General features: G+C 72.5%; 16 protein-coding genes. 5 read left to right on the top strand and 11 right to left on the bottom strand.

The features are described from left to right. Window positions 1-122 precede the first annotated feature (122 nt). On the bottom strand, window positions 123-1,841 hold the full coding sequence (locus ACTMTU_RS11775; RefSeq protein WP_441263414.1) for a VWA domain-containing protein: 1,719 nt from the start codon (window positions 1,839-1,841) through the stop codon (window positions 123-125). 273 nt (window positions 1,842-2,114) lie between these two features. Here ACTMTU_RS11775 and ACTMTU_RS11780 point away from each other — a divergent pair, with 273 nt between their 5' ends. Beyond that, window positions 2,115-4,163: a PhoX family protein gene (locus ACTMTU_RS11780; protein WP_441263415.1), complete on the top strand. Its 2,049-nt coding sequence runs from the start codon at window positions 2,115-2,117 to the stop codon at window positions 4,161-4,163. Window positions 4,164-4,176: 13 nt separating this feature from the next. Here ACTMTU_RS11780 and ACTMTU_RS11785 read toward each other — a convergent pair whose 3' ends face one another. Then, window positions 4,177-5,133: a hypothetical protein gene (locus tag ACTMTU_RS11785; RefSeq protein ID WP_441263416.1), complete on the bottom strand. Its 957-nt coding sequence runs from the start codon at window positions 5,131-5,133 to the stop codon at window positions 4,177-4,179. 61 nt (window positions 5,134-5,194) lie between these two features. Then, a complete protein-coding gene (locus ACTMTU_RS11790) occupies window positions 5,195-6,667 on the bottom strand; it encodes an APC family permease (protein ID WP_441263417.1) in 1,473 nt (490 codons plus the stop codon). Between the two features lie 231 nt (window positions 6,668-6,898). On the opposite strand from ACTMTU_RS11790, the gene ACTMTU_RS11795 reads away from it, so the two are divergent. Continuing rightward, the gene (locus ACTMTU_RS11795; RefSeq protein ID WP_441263418.1) at window positions 6,899-7,303 is read left to right on the top strand and encodes an RNA-binding S4 domain-containing protein; all 405 of its coding nucleotides are present in this window, start codon (window positions 6,899-6,901) and stop codon (window positions 7,301-7,303) included. A gap of 27 nt (window positions 7,304-7,330) precedes the next feature. On the opposite strand, the gene ACTMTU_RS11800 is transcribed toward ACTMTU_RS11795, so the two are convergent. From ACTMTU_RS11800 to ACTMTU_RS11810, 3 genes are all read right to left on the bottom strand, one after another. Beyond that, a complete protein-coding gene (locus tag ACTMTU_RS11800; protein ID WP_441263419.1) occupies window positions 7,331-9,292 on the bottom strand; it encodes an FUSC family protein in 1,962 nt (653 codons plus the stop codon). A 69-nt stretch (window positions 9,293-9,361) separates the two neighbouring features. Then, complete coding sequence (locus ACTMTU_RS11805) at window positions 9,362-9,631, bottom strand: DUF2630 family protein (RefSeq protein WP_441263420.1); 270 nt, start codon at window positions 9,629-9,631, stop codon at window positions 9,362-9,364. Window positions 9,632-9,787: 156 nt separating this feature from the next. After that, window positions 9,788-10,813, bottom strand: coding sequence for an endonuclease/exonuclease/phosphatase family protein (locus tag ACTMTU_RS11810; protein ID WP_441263421.1), 1,026 nt, complete (start codon window positions 10,811-10,813; stop codon window positions 9,788-9,790). Window positions 10,814-11,005: 192 nt separating this feature from the next. On the opposite strand from ACTMTU_RS11810, the gene ACTMTU_RS11815 reads away from it, so the two are divergent. The 3 genes from ACTMTU_RS11815 to ACTMTU_RS11825 all read left to right on the top strand — a co-directional run bounded on the left by ACTMTU_RS11815 (window position 11,006) and on the right by ACTMTU_RS11825 (window position 13,464). After that, window positions 11,006-11,410 (top strand): hypothetical protein, encoded by a 405-nt coding sequence (locus tag ACTMTU_RS11815; RefSeq protein ID WP_441263422.1) that lies wholly within the window; start codon window positions 11,006-11,008, stop codon window positions 11,408-11,410. 231 nt (window positions 11,411-11,641) lie between these two features. Beyond that, entirely contained in the window at window positions 11,642-12,610 is a 969-nt protein-coding gene (locus ACTMTU_RS11820) for an ATP-binding cassette domain-containing protein (protein WP_441263423.1), read from the top strand. Then, window positions 12,607-13,464, top strand: a complete 858-nt coding sequence (locus ACTMTU_RS11825) for an ABC transporter permease (protein WP_441263424.1) — start codon at window positions 12,607-12,609, stop codon at window positions 13,462-13,464. The genes ACTMTU_RS11820 and ACTMTU_RS11825 overlap by 4 nt, the downstream gene beginning before the upstream one ends. 70 nt (window positions 13,465-13,534) lie before the next feature. Here ACTMTU_RS11825 and ACTMTU_RS11830 read toward each other — a convergent pair whose 3' ends face one another. From ACTMTU_RS11830 to ACTMTU_RS11850, 5 genes are all read right to left on the bottom strand, one after another. Then, on the bottom strand, window positions 13,535-13,987 hold the full coding sequence (locus ACTMTU_RS11830; protein ID WP_441263425.1) for a universal stress protein: 453 nt from the start codon (window positions 13,985-13,987) through the stop codon (window positions 13,535-13,537). Between the two features lie 68 nt (window positions 13,988-14,055). After that, window positions 14,056-14,667 carry an FMN reductase gene (locus tag ACTMTU_RS11835; RefSeq protein WP_441263426.1) on the bottom strand — a complete coding sequence of 204 codons (612 nt, stop codon included), beginning with the start codon at window positions 14,665-14,667 and terminating at the stop codon, window positions 14,056-14,058. Further along, window positions 14,664-15,752, bottom strand: a complete 1,089-nt coding sequence (locus ACTMTU_RS11840; protein WP_441263427.1) for an LLM class flavin-dependent oxidoreductase — start codon at window positions 15,750-15,752, stop codon at window positions 14,664-14,666. The genes ACTMTU_RS11835 and ACTMTU_RS11840 overlap by 4 nt, the downstream gene beginning before the upstream one ends. A 118-nt stretch (window positions 15,753-15,870) precedes the next feature. Then, window positions 15,871-16,662 carry a bestrophin-like domain gene (locus ACTMTU_RS11845; protein WP_441263428.1) on the bottom strand — a complete coding sequence of 264 codons (792 nt, stop codon included), beginning with the start codon at window positions 16,660-16,662 and terminating at the stop codon, window positions 15,871-15,873. Between the two features lie 47 nt (window positions 16,663-16,709). Continuing rightward, entirely contained in the window at window positions 16,710-16,871 is a 162-nt protein-coding gene (locus ACTMTU_RS11850; protein WP_441263429.1) for a hypothetical protein, read from the bottom strand. Between the last annotated feature and the right edge of the window lie 400 nt (window positions 16,872-17,271).

Here is a 17,271-nt window from a genome sequence, read left to right on the forward strand (position 1 = left end):
GCCCGAGAAGATCGACTCACACGCGTGCCGAGGGCACGGGTGACCTCCGGCGCCCCCGTACGTCCGGGCGGACGCTGTCCGCGTCCGCCCGGACGTCACCGGGGGTCACCGCCGGGTCGTGCTCACGGCCGCCAGACCTCGAGGATGCCCTTGAACAGCTCCGCGTGCGGGAGCTCGAGGGGCGCCGGGCCGGCATGGAAGAAGGCGGCGTTGTCCACCTGGAGCTTGCGCAGGTAGTCGAACGCCTTGGCGTCGTGCTCACCGAACGCCACGAACTGCCAGAACACCGGCTTGCCGGCGGTCGCCGCGAGCGCGGCGGTGGCGGCGGTCTTCGACTCGGGGGCGCCGTCGGTCTGGAAGATCACGAACGCGGGGGCGTCGGTGTTCTTCTTCGCGTGCAGGGCGAGGACCTCCTCGACGGCGAGGTGGTAGTTCGTCCGGCCCATACGGCCGAGCCCGGCGTGCAGCTCGTCCACACGGCCCTCGTGGGAGTCGAGGGTGAGCTCGCCGGTGCCGTCGATCTCGGTCGAGAAGAACACGACGTCGACGGTCGCGTCGGCGTCGAGGTGCGCGGAGAGCGCGAGCGCCTGCTCGCCGAGGCGCTGGGCGCTGCCGTCCTTGAAGAACGGGCGCATGGATCCGGACCGGTCGAGGACGAGGTACACGCGGGCACGCGCCCCGGTGAGCTCCGCCTTCTTGAGGGCGGCGCCGGCGGCCTTGTACGCGTCCACCAGCTGCGGTGCCCGCGCCTTGACCCGCGCGAGCCCGATCGCGGCGCGCCCGGCGGGCCCGTCTGCGACGGTGGGCTCGGTCTCCGCGGCCTCGGTCTCGTCGGCCTCTGGGGCCTCGGTGACGGGGGCGGCTGCGGCCTCGGGCTCCTCGGCCTCGGCCGCGACCGGGGTTTCGGCGGCGGGCTCGTCGGACGCGACGGGCTCGTCGGCGGCGGGCTCGCTGGGGGCGACCGGCTCGGCGACGACGGGCTCCTCGGCCGCGACGGCCTCGGGCTCCTCCGCGGCCGCCTCGGGCTCGGCCACGACCGGGTCAGCGGCGGCGACGGGCTCGGCGGCGGGCTCCTCGGCCGCGACGGCCTCGGACGCTTTGGCCTCGGCGACAGCGTCCCGGGCGGCTTCGTCCGTGTCCGTGTCCGCAGTCGGCGAGTCGACCTCGACGGCCTTGTCCTCGACGACCTCGGCGGCGGTGTCCTCCGCGACCTCGTCCACGGCGGCCTTCTCAGCCGCGACCTCGACATCGGTGGTCCCGGCCACGACGGCCTCGACCTCGGCCTCGGGAGCCTCCTCCGTCGTCGGATCGGTCACCGGGGTCTCGGCCTCAGCGGCCTTGTCCTCGGCCGTCTCGGCCACGACCGCCTTGTCCGCGGCGGACTCGGCCTCGGGAGCCTCCTCCGTCGTCGGATCGGTCACCGGGGTCTCGGCCTCAGCGGCCTTGTCCTCGGCCGTCTCGGCCACGACCGCCTTGTCCGCGGCGGACTCGGCCTCGGGAGCCTCCTCCGTCGTCGGCTCGGTCACCGGGGCATCGGCCTCGGCGGCCACGTCCTCGGCGGCGGGCTTCGGCCCGGCCGCGTCGGTGGAGACGCTCGGCTCCGGCGATGTGGCCTGGGCCGGGACCGACGTGGGGCGGGGGCGCGGCACCGGGTTGTCGAACGCGGCGGAGACCAGGTCTGCCGCCCGGTCGGTGGGGGGCTGGGACGGGACCGTCGCGGTGGACGTGTCCTTGGCCGGTTCCGTGCGCTCGCTCTGGGCCGGAACGGAGGGTGCCGCCGACTCGTTACGCTCATCGCGGTCGCGTCCGAACACCTTGCGCAGCATGCTCCGAATACCCATGGGCGAGGCCTTTCACATGAGTTGGGTGCGGTGACTGTCCGCTCCTGCCCGGGGCAACAAGGCCAGGGCGGACACGTAAGGTTAGCGGCCGCCCGGCGCGGCTCCGGGGAGGGCACCCGCCGGACCGTTCCACACACCTCGACCGGGCCCCGGCCGTGCCCCATTCATCCGTCGTTCATCTCGCGTCCGCCGCCGTGCAGATGTGCGCCTCTAACGTCATGGCCGGAATCATTCCGACACCATGTCGGCGCAGGTGCGCCGAAGGAGGACGAAGTGCGCAAACTGCTGCCGCTGTTGACCACCACTCCGCACGCGGGCGGACGTTCCGCCCTCACTTGCCGTTACCGCTGTGGCGACGCCTGCTTCCACGAGGTCCCGAACACCAGCGACAACGAGTACGTCGGTGACGTCATAGCGAGCGCCCTGTCGCGCCGTTCGATGATGCGCGCCGCCGCGGTGGTGACCGTCGCCGCCGCGGCCGGCGGCTCGGTCGTCGTCCAGTCGGCCACTCCCGCGGAGGCCTCCGGCCGCAAGACGGGTGCCGGCAAGGTGGACGGCGCCCGGGGTCTGCGCTTCGCGCCCGTCGCCCCCAACAAGGACGACAAGGTCACCGTCCCCGAGGGCTACGCGCAGAGTGTGGTCATCCGCTGGGGCGAGCCGATCCTCCGCGGCGCCCCCGCCTTCGACCCCGACCGGCAGTCGGCGAAGGCGCAGGCCGGCCAGTTCGGCTACAACAACGACTTCCTCAGCCTGCTCCCGCTCCGGGGCGAGCGCGGCCGCCAGGTACTCGTGGCGAACCACGAGTACACGGACGAGGTCCTGATGTTCAAGGGGTACGACCCCGAGAACCCGACCCGCGAGCAGGTCGAGATCGCCTGGGCCGCGCACGGTCTGTCGGTCGTCGTGGTCCAGGAGGAGCACCGCTCCGGCAAGCTCACCCCGGTGAACCGCCACCCGCTCAACCGCCGTCTCACCGCGACGAGCGAGTTCGAGGTCACCGGCCCGGCCGCCGGCAGCGCGCTGCTGCGCACCTCCGCCGACCCGTCGGGCACCAAGGTGCTGGGCACGCTCAACAACTGCGCCGGCGGCACCACCCCGTGGGGCACCACCCTCCACGGCGAGGAGAACTTCAACCAGTACTTCGCGAACGGTTCGAGCGCGACGGACAAGCGCTACGGCCTCGGCTCCGGCGCCACGGAGCGCAAGTGGGAGCGTTTCGACAAGCGCTTCGACCTCAAGCAGGAGCCCAACGAGGTCCACCGCCACGGCTGGGTCGTCGAACTCGACCCGTTCGACCCTGACTTCACGCCCGCCAAGCGCACCGCGCTGGGCCGGTTCAAGCACGAGGCGGCGCAGCCCCGGCTCACCGCCGACGGCCGGCCCGTCGTCTACATGGGCGACGACGAGCGCTTCGACTACTTCTACAAGTTCGTCTCCTCCAAGCGGATGAAGAAGGGCGGCGGCCGCGCCGCGCGCGAGCACAACCGCACGCTCCTCGACGAGGGCACCCTTTACGTCGCCAAGCTGACCGGCGACAGTCCGGTCGCCGAGATCGACGGCACCGGCAAGCTCCCGAACGACGGCGAGTTCGACGGTTCCGGCGTGTGGATCCCGCTCGCGACGGGCGACGTGTCGCACGTGCCCGGCATGACCGCCGAGGAGGTGTACGTCTTCACCCGTCTCGCCGGTGACAAGGTCGGCGCGACGAAGATGGACCGCCCCGAGGACGTCGAGCCGAGCCCCCGCTCCGGCCGGGTGTACGTGGCGCTCACCAACAACAAGGACCGCGGCGCCGCCGGCAAGGCGGGCGCGGACGAGGCCAACCCGCGCAACGGCAACAAGCACGGCCAGGTCCTCGAGCTGGCCGAGCACTGGGACGACCCGGCGTCGGACGGCTTCGCCTGGCGTCTCTTCCTGGTCGCCGGCGACCCGAACGACCCGGCGACCTACTTCGCCGGTTTCCCGAAGGACAGGGTCAGCCCCATCTCCTGCCCGGACAACGTGGCGTTCGACGCGCACGGGAACCTGTGGCTCTCCACGGACGGCAACGCGCTCGGCACCCACGACGGTCTCTTCGGCGTGGCGACGCAGGGCGAGCGCCGTGGTGAACTGAAGCAGTTCCTGACCGTGCCGATCGGTGCGGAGACCTGCGGCCCGGTCATCCAGGACCGTCGTGTCCTGGTGGCGGTGCAGCACCCGGGCGAGGTCGACGGCGCGTCCGTCGAGAAGCCCGCGAGCGCCTGGCCCGACGGACCGGGCAAGCTGGTCCGCCCGTCGGTCGTCGCCGTCTACCGCAAGGACGGCGGGGACATCGGCGTCTGACCCGGCGGCGCGTTCACGAGGTGGCGCCCGTCTGTGCGCGCCACCTCGTGAACTGTTCGGCGGCGTCTCCCGTGTACGCCCACGGGAGATACGCCGCCCTGCCGCCGAGCAGCTGGAACAGTCCGCCCGCCTCCTGCCGCAGTCCCGCGAGGCACGCGGCGTGCGTGAGGTAGTTGAGCTCCCCGATCTCCTCGGGCGCGACGGGTCCGTCCGTACGCCACAGGACCCACCGCTCCCAGGTGCGGCGGATCTCCCTGATCGCCAGCTCGTGCTTCCAGTGCTGGTCGAATCCGCGCACGACCCGGCCCTGCGCGGCGTCGGCGACGTACCGGTACTCCTCCGCGCGGGCGATCTGCACCAGCACCGGCAGCGGTGAGCCGGGCGGTGACGCGCCGGCCGCGTCGCGGGCGAAGTCGTACATCCGGCCGTGCGTCCCGTGCCAGCGGGCCGAGTGGTAGCGCAGCAGCTGCACATGGCCCTCGACGTTGTACGGGTCGCGCCGGCGCAGCTCGTCCCACCAGCCGCGCAGTTCACGGCGGGGGACCCCGTCCTCGTAGAGCCGGGCCACCGTCAGCAGCGACACCCACGGCATCGGGTCGGCGGGGTGGGCGTCGGCGGCGGTGAGGCAGGCCCGTACCGCGGCGTCGAGCCGTGTGGGGTCGGCCCCGCCGCGGCCGGTGGCGATCACCCGCTGGAACGCGCGGACGACATCCGTGGCGGCGCCGAGGACCGCGGCGTCGGGGCGGTCCGGTTCAGCGGCCCGCCATATCTCGGCCGCGGAGGAGCCGGCAGCGGCATGGGCGAGCAGCCGTATCCGGTGGGTGCGCAGCGGCCAGTCGTCGCCGGTGGCGTGCAGCAGGTCGCGGACGCCCTGCCAGCGGCCGATGACGATGTCGTGCAGAGCGTCGGTGAGGGGCCGGTCCCCGAAGGCGGGATCGAAGTCGGGTACGAAGCGGCGGCGTACGGCCATCTGCGTCACTCCCCTCGGCGGTGCGTTTCGTGCGACGGGCCCTCAGCGGTCCGGGTGGTGTTCAGAAGTCCGTGGCCAGCGCCTTGTCGGCGTAGTCACCGCGATGGGGGCCGCGGTCACTGCTGCCGTCCCCGGCGACGGCACGGGCCGCGTCCAGCCGGGCCGGCCGGTAGTACGCGCTGCCCCGCCGCCAGTAGAGGACCATCGGGACGAGTCCCGAGGCGAGACCGCCGAGACCGATCGCGATCGAGGCGCCGCTCAGCTCACCGAGCGACTCGAAGAAGATCCACAGCATGAACAGCGCGCCCAGCAGCGGCCAGACGCCGCCCAGCACGAACTCGCGCACGGACACCAGCAGCATCCTGCGGTACGCGACGACGGCGGCGATCCCGGCGAGCCCGTAGTAGAAGGCGATCTGGAGGCCTATCGCGGCGACCGCCGCGGCGACCACGTCGGCGACGGAGCCGAGTGCCGTGGAGGCCACGAACATGGCGAGGGCGACCACGCCGACGACCGTCACGGCCGCCCACGGTGTGTTCCAGCGGCGGTGGACCAGGCCCAGTGCCGCAGGCATCGTCCGGTCGCGGCCCATCGCGAACAGCGAGCGGGTGACCTGGATCAGGGTGGTCTCCAAGGTGGCGACGGTCGACAGCAACACCGCCAGGACCAGCAGTTTTCCGCCGACACCGGGCCAGACGGCGGCCCCGAGCACGGCCGGCACGTTCGCTCCGGCCGCCTGGATCTCGCCGGGCGTCAGGACGACGTTGACGGCGATCGCGAACGCCTCGAACAGCAGGAAGACGATCCCGACACCGACGAGCGCGGCCAGCCCGGCGGTGCGGCGGCTGTTCCGGGTCTCCTCGCTGAGGTTGCTGGTGACGTCCCAGCCCCAGTAGTAGAACGTGGCGATCAGCGCCCCGGAGGCGAAGCCGGCCGGCCCGTCGAAGTGCGAGAAGCCGAACCAGGACCAGTCGAAGGCGGTCGCGGCGCCCTCGTGCAGCACGGCGGCCCCCACGAAGAAGAGCAGGATCGCCAGCTCGGTGCCGGTCAGGATCAGCTGGGCGCGTACCGTCAGCCGCGCCCCGCCCAGCACGACGAGCAGCATCGCCACGAACCACGCCGCCCCCACGGCCGTGGCGAGGAACCGGTCGTCGGCGAGATCCGGGTCCAAGAGGGCCAGGGTCATCGCGCCCGCGGGCAGCGACCCCGCCACCATGAAGATCGTCGTCGAGACGACCAGCGCCCACCCGGAGAGGAATCCCAGGAACGGGTGGAGGGTTCGCCCGACCCAGGAGTAACCGGCGCCCGCGTTGACGTCGATACGGCCGAGCCTGCCGAAGGCGAGGACGATGCCGAGCATGGGGATCGCGCAGTACAGCAGCGCCGCGGGACCGGCGAGTCCGACCGTGGCGACGAGCACCGCCGTGGTGGCCGCGATCGAATAGGCGGGGGCACTGCCCGCCACGGCCATGACGATGGTGTCGAACGTCCCGAGGACATTGGGCCGGAGCCCTCTGCCGGAGCTGCTGCGCATGAAAGTCTCCGAAAGCCCTTGTGCCGCGCGGTAGGTGCCGGCGCATCAGAAAGGGGTCGCCCGTACGGAGGGAAGGCTCCGTTCCGGGGGATCGTGCGCATCGTAGTCGGATGTGTGCGTACGGGTGAGGGGGCGGGGTCCGCTCCCCTCGGCACGGGGTGGGGCGGGCCGGGTCCGGTCCCCTCCGTACGGGTCCGTGCCGCGGAGCGCCGCGGGTCGTAGAGTCGGGACATGGCTGCAGAGGGAGCGTCCACGTCAGGCGAGGGGACCGTACGCGTCGACGTGTGGATCTGGTCCGTACGGCTCACCAAGACCCGCTCGCAGGCGTCCGCCGCCTGCCGCGCCGGCCATGTGCGTGTCAACGGCGAGCGCGTCAAGCCCGCCCAGGCGCTGCGCGTCGGGGACCAGGTACGGCTGTTCCACGCCGGGCGCGAGCGTCTTGTGGTCGTCTCGAAGATCCTGCGGAAGCGGGTGGGCGCGCCGGTCGCGGCGGAGGCGTACGTGGACAACAGCCCGCCGCCCCCGCCCAAGGAGTTCGCCGCCCCGGCGGCGGTACGTGACCGCGGTGCCGGCCGTCCGACCAAGCGCGACCGGCGTGAGCTGGAGCGGCTCCACGGCGCCCGGCACAAGGGCTGACCGGTCCGGCGGGGAGCACGCGGCGGGTCACGACCTCGGCGCGGGTGACGCGATCGCCCGCGCCGCCCGCACCTCCTGGCGCAGCGGCGCCAGCACACCCTCCTCGTCGCCCGGCAGATCCGCCCGCACCTCGACCAGCACCTCGCTCGACCGCAGCCCGTCCGCCAGCTCGCGCAGCTGCCGCTCGATGTCAGTGACCTCGGTGGCGTCGGGCGGTTCGGCGCCGTGGTCGACGCGGACCCGCGCCGCTGTCGTCGCGTCCACGATCCGCTCGGCGGCGACGACCAGCGGCCACCAGGCGGCGGCCCGCGCGCCGGTCGGCGGCGGTTCCGTCAGGGCCCGCTGGAACTCGGAACGCACGGAGGACAGGTCGCGGTAGATCCGCCGCCGGGCGTGCGCGCGCTCCGTGTGGTCCGTGCCGCCGAACGCGGACGCCACATAGTGCGCCGTGTCCTCCACGCACTGCGCGAGCCGGTCCCCGATCCGGGTGTGCCAGCTCTCCGGCCACATCAGATAGCCGGCCACCAGCACGATGGCGCACCCGATGAGGCTGTCCACGAGACGCGGCAGCACCAGATGGAAGCCCTCGTGGTTGAGGATGTCCGACAGCATCAGGATCACCGGGGTGATCGCCGCGGTCTGGAAGGCGTAGCCCTTGACGGAGAACGCCGGGATCAGCGCCGCGAGAACCATCATCACGGGCACGTCCCACCAGCCGCGTTCCACCGCCGCCAGCACGGCGGCCGCGACGAGGAGACCGGCGGCCGTGCCGAGCGCACGCAGCACGGCGCGGGAGAACACCGAGCCGAAGTCCGGTTTCAGGACGAACGTGACGGTGAGGGCCACCCAGTAGGAGCGTGTGACCGGGATCAGCGACACCAGTGTCTGCGCCAGCCCGATGCAGAGCGCGAGCCGCAGCCCGTAGCGCCAAGAGGACTCCGACAGCAGTACGTTGCGGGCCGCCTGCCGCGCCCTGACGCCGAGCGCCGCCGGCCGGCCCAGCCGGTCGTCCACGCCCGCGGGGTCCGGGTCGGTCCGGTGGACGACTGCCGACGCGTGGCGCAGGGCGCTGTTCACGGCACGGTCGGCCGGGCCTTCGGGCTCGGGCAGCACGAACTCGGGCGCGGTGGTGCGCTCCTGCTCCACCGAGTCGGCCAACTCGCGTACTGCCGCCGCGATCTCGGGCCGCCGGGAGGCACGCCCGTAAAGATGCGCCGCGGCCGCCGCCTCGACGAGCGGGACGATCACATTGAGCTGGGCGAGCAGCCGGACCAGCCCTCCCCGCCGGCCGTGGTCGCGGGCACGCCGGGCCAGGACGAGGTCGTACGAGGTGTTGAGCGACTGGGTGACGTCCTGACGGCGGGCGTCGTAGTCGGTGGTGCCCGCGGCGGCCAGCAGCGCGGCGACGCTGCGATAGGTCGCGGCGACCGCCGCCTGCTCCGGGACCCGGGCACGCACCGGCCAGGCCAGCAGGGTCAGTACGAGGACGAACAGCCCGCCGAGCGTCAGCAGCAGCGGCGCTTTCCACCACGGCCCCGGCATCGGCAGTCCCGCCCCCACCACCGCGTTGAGCAGGAGCAGCAGCCCGGACACGGAGGCCACCGCGCCGATGGAGGAGATCATGCCGGAGACGAGCGCGACGAGGGTCAGCGCACCGACCGCGACCCAGCCCTCCCCGTGAACCAGGATGCCGAGGGTCACGCCGACCGCTCCGAAGAACTGCGGGACGGCGATGTTCAGCAGACGCATCCGGTAGGCGTCGGCGGTGTCGCCGATGACACCGGCCAGTGCGCCCATCGACACCAGCGCGCCGTATTCGGGGCGGCCGGTCGCCAGACCGACGGCCAGTGGCGCGGCGAGGGCGACGGCGGCACGGCCGACAGCGGCCTTGGGGACGGGCACGGACGCGGGCCGCAGACCGTGCATCAGCCAGGCCGGCGGCGTCAGGCGCCCCGTGCGGCCGCCGTTGCCGTCCTCGCGTCGTCCCATGGCTTCAAGAGACCCCGAACGGGCCGCCGGGCGCAAGCTCCACCGCGGCCCGCCCTGCCGAGACCGTGCTCAGCTGCGGTAGTTCTCCACCTCTTCGGCGGGCCGTTCCCGCACCGTGCCGGGGTCCTCACCGAACTCGGCCTTCGCGCGACGCCGGCGCAGCAGGTCCCAGCACTGGTCGAGACGGATCTCCAGCTGCCGCAGCCGGGCCTGTTCGTCGGGACCGAGGCCGCGCTGGTCGGTGGAACGGTCGCGCAGCGCCCGCTCCTCGGCGACGAGGTTGCCGATGTCGTCGATGATCTGCTCGTCGACCTGCTCGTTCTTCTGCTCGTGGTCCATGGCGTCCGCTCCGTGGTCCGTAGTGCGGGGTGCCCGGTGTGCCGTCCTCGGCGGTGAGCCGGTCACACGGTCACGGCGCGAGGCGCCCGCCCGGTGCCTCCTGACCGGGGCCCCCGTCGTCCCGCACCACGTACCCACTTTCGCTCCCACCGGCGGTCAGCGCACGTCGTGCAGTTCGAGTTCTACGAGGAGCGAGCGGTGGTCGGTGTCCGGGAGGTCTAGGAAGCGGGCCCGGCGCACCGAGAAGTCGTCGCTGACCAGCACATGGTCGATCTGCGTGCCCAGCGGGCGGCGCAGCGCGGCCGGCCAGGAGGGCGTGCGGGCGGCGCCGGCGAGGGTGGCGCCGTCGCTCAGCCCGCCCGCCCGGAGGATGCGGCGGAACGCGGCGTGGTCCTGGCCCGCGTTGAAATCGCCCGCCACCACGGTCGGCGAGCCCTTCGCGCGGGCCGCGTGGTCCCGCAGCAGCCCCAGTTCCCGGCGCCAGTCGTCCACGGCTTCAGGGACCGGCGGCAGGGGATGCGCGAGCTGGAGGCCGACCTCGCGCCCGGCGACGTCGACGACGGCCCCCGGCATGGCGAGCGTGGTGTCGACACCGGGGGCGGGCCGCAGCGGATGCCTGCTGAGGATCGCGGAACCGGCGGCGGAGAAGTCCGCCACGACATGGCGGTACGGGTAGTCGGCACGCGGCACGTCCGCCTCCAGGGCATCGGCGCACGCGTGGTCGCATTCCTGGACGAAGACGATGTCCGGCCGCTCGCGGCGCAGCGTGGCCACCAGCGCCCCTGTGGCCTGCCCGAACTCGATGTTCGAGGTCAGCACGTCGAGGCGGGCGACGACGGGACCGGGCGGCTTCTCGGTCAGCCCGGTGTCGTAGGGCCTGACGAACCACCCCGTGACCGCGAGCACCGCGACCGCCCAGCCCGCGAGGAAACGGCTGCGCGCCGGCAGGGCGAGGAGCAGGGCGGCGCCGGCGGGCAGCAGCAGCCACGGCAGGAACGCGAGCAGTTGCGGGACGGGCGTGACACCGTCCGTGTCCGCGGCGCGGCACGCGGCGACGGCGGTGGGGGCGAGGAGCAGCAGCGCGGCGAGCCATCCCGCGGTGCGCCGTGCGCCGGAGCCGGCCGTGCCGTACGGGGTCCCTGCCCCGTCCGCCTCCGCGCTCTGCCGGGTCGCGCTGTCCAAACCGGCCTCCGAGCCTCTGCGTACGGGAACGTGTGGCCCCTGGGACATGAGACGCCCGTTTCCGCGGGTTCGTTGCGGACGACCCCCGGCAACGGAGCGCCGGTCCCGGTCCGGTCCTCCCAGGACTTGCCCGCGGCCGCCCACGGGTGTGCCCTGAAGAGGCGCGGGGGAAGAGGGAAGGAGCGTTCCGTCATGGCCGCACACGCAGCGATGCCGCACCGCCGGCGCCGGACTTCAGAACGACAGCACCACAGTCCCACCGCCTGGGCGGTGCCCGTCACCGTGGGACTCGTCCTCGGTATCTGGGCAGCGTTCATCAAGCGGGCCCAGAACGACGGCGTGGCGACCGGGGGCCAGTGGGTCCTCGGAGTGATCACCGCGGTCGTCATCGCCGCGCTGTTGTTCGCGCTGATGCGCGTCCAGCACGCGCTGCCCCGTGAACTGCGGGCCCTGGCCTACGGGGCCCTGACCGCGGCGACGGTCGGATTCCTGACCAGTCTCGCCGGAGGGAGCGTCCTGCGGGCCGCCGGGATCGGTGTGGCGGTCGGGGCGGGTGTGGCCGCCGTGACCTTCTACTTCTATTACACGCGGGAGTGAGACAGGCTGGTCACAGGCAAACCTCGATCGGCGGGCCGTCAACGACGGCCCGCCGACGCGATGCCGCCGGGGGCCGGCGCCCTGCCGCGACCGTCCCGGGCGGCGGCGGTCGGGGGCATCGCGCTGACTCGGGACCACCGGGCCGGCCGCGAATTTTCCGCCCGACCGATGACTTCCCGCACTCCACGGCGTCTCTACTGCACGGGCACCAAGGGACCGAAGGACTTGACGATGACTGATCTGGCAATCGAGACCACCGGACTGGTGAAGGTCTTCGGCGACAACCGCGCCGTGGACGGCGTCGACCTCCGGGTGCCGGCCGGCACGGTCTACGGAGTTCTCGGACCGAACGGCGCCGGCAAGACGACCACGGTCCGGATGCTCGCCACCCTGCTGCGACCGGACGGCGGCGAAGCCCGCGTCTTCGGCAAGGACGTGCAGAAGGACGCCGACGCGGTCCGCAGCCGGGTGAGCCTCACCGGCCAGTACGCCTCCGTCGACGAGGACCTGACGGGCACGGAGAACCTGGTGCTGCTCGCGCGGCTGCTCGGCCACGCCAAGCCGGCGGCCAGGGACCGGGCGGCCCAGCTGCTGGAGGCGTTCGGTCTGCGTGAGGCGGCCGGCAAGCAGGTGAAGAACTACTCGGGAGGCATGCGGCGCCGCATCGACATCGCCGCGTCCATCCTCAACACCCCGGACCTGCTCTTCCTCGACGAGCCCACCACCGGCCTCGACCCGCGCAGCCGCAACCAGGTCTGGGACATCGTGCGGGCCGTCGTCTCCCAGGGGACGACGGTGCTGCTGACGACGCAGTACCTCGACGAGGCCGACCATCTCGCGTCACGGATCGCCGTGATCGACCACGGCAAGGTCATCGCCGAGGGCACGAAGGGCGAGCTGAAGGCCTCCGTCGGGTCGGGGGCCGTGCACCTGCGGCTGCGCGACGCCGACCAGCGGCCGAAGGCCGAGCGGGTGCTGGCGGAGGCGCTGGGCGCGGAGGTGCTGCTCGACGCCGACCCGGTCGCCCTCACCGCCCGGGTCAACGGCCGGGCCACCGAACGCGGAGCGGCGGAGCAGGCGGCGCACGCGCTGGCCGAGCTCGCCCGCTCGGGCATCACCGTGGACAACTTCGCGCTGGGACAGCCCAGCCTGGACGAGGTCTTCCTCGCCCTGACCGACAAGAAGGGGGAGGCCGCATGAGCACCGCCACCACCACCAAGGACCCCGGCGAGCTGGAATTCGAAGCACCGAAGGCGGAGGACCTCGCCTCGCTGCTGGTGGCCGCGGAGCGGCCCCCGAGGCCCAGTGCGTGGTCGGCGTCGCTGACGTTCGGCTGGCGCGCCATGCTCAAGATCAAGCATGTGCCGGAGCAGCTGTTCGACGTGACGGCGTTCCCGATCATGATGGTGCTGATGTACACGTACCTCTTCGGGGGCGCGATCGCCGGCTCCGTTGACGCGTACATCCAGTTCCTGCTGCCCGGCATCCTGACCATGAGCGTCGTGATGATCACGATGTACACGGGTGTCGCCGTCAACAACGACATCTCCAAGGGCGTCTTCGACCGGTTCCGCACGCTGCCGATCTGGCGGCCCGCGCCGATGGTCGGCTATCTGCTCGGCGACGTGGTCCGCTATCTGATCGCCTCGGTCGTGATGCTGGCCGTCGGGCTGATCATCGGGTACCGCCCCGACGGCGGACCGGTCGGCATCGTGCTCGGTATCGCGGTGCTGATGGTCTTCTCGTTCGCGTTCTCGTGGATCTGGACGATGTTCGGCCTGCTGCTGCGCACCGAGAAGTCGGTGATGGGCGTCAGCATGATGGTCATCTTCCCGATGACGTTCCTGAGCAACGTGTTCGTCGACCCGCGGACGATGCCCGGCTGGCTCCAGGCCTTCGTAAACAACAGTCCCGTGACCCATGTCTCCACCGCGGTACGGGAGCTGATGGCGGGCAACTGGCCGGCGGCGGACATCGCCTGGTTGCTCGGCTGGTCGGCCGTGCTCGTGGTCGTCTTCGGCACGGTCACGATGCGCCTCTACAACCGCAAGTGACCCCGCCCGCCGCGACGGCGACGCCCCCGGCCCGTGAAGAGGCCGGGGGCGTCGCCGTCAAGAAGGTGCGTCAGTCGCGCTCGCCGCGTACGACGACGACCGGGCAGGGTGCGTGCTGGGTGAGGTGCAGGCCGACGGAGCCGAGCAGCGTCGCCTTGAAGCCGCTGTAGCCCCGGTCGCCGACGACCAGCAGCGAGGCGCCCGCGGACCTGTCCATCAGGGCCTGCGCCGCACTGCCGATCAGGACGGTACGGGTCACGGACGCGGCGGCCTCGGCGCCGAGTGTCTGCTCGAGGGTGTCGTCGAGCACCTTGGCCGCCAGCGCCTGCGGGTCGAACTCGGCCGGGATGGCGGCGACCATCGAGGCCCAGCCGGCGGCGGGGTACTCCCAGCTGATGACGGCCTCCAGGGAGTCCCCTGTCATCCCGGCCTGCCGTACGGCCCATCGCAGGGCCCTGATCGACGGCTCCGAGCCGTCGACGCCCACGACGATCCTGCCCGCCGCGCCGGTCGTGTCCGTCATGTCCGCCACCTCCATAGCCGCCTGGCCCTTGGCCTGTCCGGCCGTAGCCGGTGCAAGCCTATGTAAATCTACGCAAACAGGTCGGCTGTTGCCGTGGCGTGGTCCGGTGCGCCGGTGGTTCGCGAGGCCATCAGAGTGGCGAGCTCGCGGCCCGCGCGGGCGATCCGGTCGGGCAGGGTGTCGGTCATCGGATCGCCCGAACCGCCCCAGTCCTCGGACGCCGCGTACACGGCGGTCGGCACGACGAGCGCCCGCAGGTAGGCGAACAGCGGCCGCAGCGCGTGCTCCAGCACCAGCGAGTGCCGTGCGGTCCCGCCGGTCGCCGCGATCAGCACCGGCTTCCCGGTGAGCGCGTCGGGCTCGATCAGGTCGAAGAACGACTTGAACAGTCCGCTGTACGAGGCGGTGAACACGGGCGTCACGGCTATCAGCCCGTCGGCGCCGGTCACCGCGTCGATCGCGTCGGCGAGCGGCTCCGCCGGGAAGCCCGCCACCAGGTTGTTCGCGATGGGCACGGCGAGGTCGCGCAGCTCGACGACCGTCACCCGCACCTCGCGCCCGCCCGCGAGCTCCCGGCGCACGGACTCGGTGATCCGGTCGGCCAGCAGCCGGCTGGAGGACGGGACCCCCAGCCCGGCCGATACGACGACGAGGTTCACGGGCCCTGAGGTCTGCGTCATGACGTCTCCTTCGTGTTCCGGCCGAGGACGGCGGGGTGCTGCGGGGCGGTCTCCGGGACTCCGGCCGGCCGCAGCTTGGCGAACTCCTCGCGCAGCACCGGCACGACCTCCTCGCCGAGGATGTCGAGCTGCTCTAGGACGGTCTTCAGCGGCAGCCCCGCGTGGTCCATCAGGAACAGCTGGCGCTGGTAGTCGCCGACCGCGTCGCGGAAGCCGAGCGTGCGCTCGATGACCTGCTGCGGGGAGCCGACGGTCAGCGGTGTCTGCTCGGTGAAGTCCTCCAGGGACGGCCCGTGGCCGTAGACGGGCGCGTTGTCGAAGTACGGGCGGAACTCGCGCACCGCGTCCTGCGAGTTCCTGCGCATGAACACCTGGCCGCCCAGCCCGACGATGGCCTGCTCGGGGGTGCCGTGGCCGTGGTGCGCGAACCGCTGCCGGTACAGCCCGACCATCTTCTTGGTGTGGGACATGGGCCAGAAGATGTTGTTGTGGAAGAAGCCGTCGCCGTAGTACGCGGCCTGTTCGGCGATCTCGGGGGAGCGGATCGAGCCGTGCCAGACGAACGGCGGGACGCCGTCGAGCGGGCGCGGGGTCGCGGTGAAGCCCTGGAGGGGCGTACGGAACTTGCCCTCCCAGTCGACGACGTCCTCCCTCCACAGCCTGTGGAGGAGCGCGTAGTTCTCCATGGCCAGGGGGATGCCCTGGCGGATGTCCTTGCCGAACCACGGATAGACCGGGCCGGTGTTGCCGCGGCCCATCATCAGGTCGACGCGGCCGTCCGCGATGTGCTGGAGGTACGCGTAGTCCTCGGCGATCTTCACCGGGTCGTTGGTGGTGATCAGCGTGGTCGACGTGGAGAGCGTGATCCGCTCGGTCAGGGCGGCGACGTGCCCGAGCAGGGTGGTCGGTGAGGAGGGGACGAACGGCGGGTTGTGGTGCTCGCCGGTCGCGAAGACGTCGAGACCGACCTCTTCCGCCTTGCGGGCGATGGCGACCGTCGCCTTGATCCGCTCGTGCTCGCTCGGCGTACGGCCGGTGGTCGGGTCCGGCGTGACGTCGCCGACCGTGAAGATGCCGAACTGCATGACGTGTTCACCTCTCGGGCTTGGTTGAACGTTGAACTAACTGTACCGCTCAACCGTGACACCCCGGCGGCTATTCCGGCCGCGCCGGACCACCGCCGTCCCCGCCGGCCCGCGGGCCTCAGCTCGGGCCGACGGCCCCCGGGAACAGCTGGCGGAAGGCGTCCGCCGACTCGGAGCCCGACCGGCCGAACGGTGCGTCGAAGTCCCAGACGAGGAAGAGGAGGAACGCGATCAGCGCGCTGAAGAGACCCGCGAGCAGCAGCTCCCGGAACGTACGGCCGATCTGCATCGTGAAGATCAGTCCGATCGTGACGGCGGCCCCGCTGATCAGGCCGAACCATACGATGCCCGGCAGCGTCTCCTCGGCACCCGACGCACGGGCGTTGCGCGCGTCCTCCGCGGCCGCGACCTGGTCGAGCATCGGCTGGTAGGCCTGGGCCTCCAGCTCGTTCTTCGGCTCGCGTTCCGCCACGTCGGAGCGCACGGCCGCCAGCAACTCCGTCCCGCGCGGCGACAGCTCCTTGTGGTCGATCATCCGGGGCCACTCGGTCTCGACCACCTCCGCGACGTAGACGTCGATGTCATCCCGGAGCCGGTCGCGGAAGTCGGCCGGATACACCTGGGCGCGCTGGGTGACCTCGTGCAGCGCCTGTGCCTCCGTGCGGACGGCGTCCTGCGCCGCGCCGCGAGCCTCCCAGACGCCGGCGATGGCGAGACCGAGCACGATCGCGTACACGACGCCGACCATCATCACCATGTACTCGAGCACATCAGGTGTCTCCGGTGCCTCCCGCTCCTCGATGCCGGTCTCCGCCGCGGCGTCGCGCGTGCGCTGGCTGAGGAGGGTGACGACGAGGACGACGGCGCAGGCGGCGGCCATCACGATGGCCAGGACCAGCCATTCGGACATGGGGGTCTCCGGTGGTGAGGTGAGGTCTGGCAGGTGCGGGGCGAGGATCAGGCCCGGCCGCGCCGGTTGGCGGCGGACTGCGAGCGGGGGCGCAGCAGGGCCGCGGCGAGCACGGCCGGAGTGGTGGTGACCAGCATCAGGATCGTGAGGGGCGTCCCGTCGGCGGGCTCCACTCCCCCGGACGCGGGCCGGTACGTGCGGATGGCCACGGCCTCCGCGCGGGCCGGCGGCGCGGGAGCCGCGGCGGGCGGGGCGGGGGCCGGCGGTTCGGGAGGCGCCGGTGGGGCCGGCGCTGCGGGCGCCTCGGTCCGCACCACGGGCGGGGCCGGCGGTTCGGCGGACGGCGACGGTGTCGGTGCCGGGGGAGGCGAGGGCGTCGGCGCAGGTGCGGGCGGCGGTGAAGGGGCGGGCGTTTGCGGGGGCTCGGGCGACGGTGGCGCCGGCGGAGAGGGCGGGGGCGTCGGCGCGGGCGGCGTCGGCGTGGGCCCGGGCGGGCAGTCCCCGCCGATGGTCACCGACACCCCGACGCCGATCAGCCCCGGTAACGCCACCGACACCGAGAGGGTCGGATCCTGTGTGCTGTGCTCCGGCGCCGGCTCGTGATCGGAT

Source organism: Streptomyces sp. OZ13 (genome assembly GCF_052068155.1).
Taxonomy (GTDB): domain Bacteria; phylum Actinomycetota; class Actinomycetes; order Streptomycetales; family Streptomycetaceae; genus Streptomyces.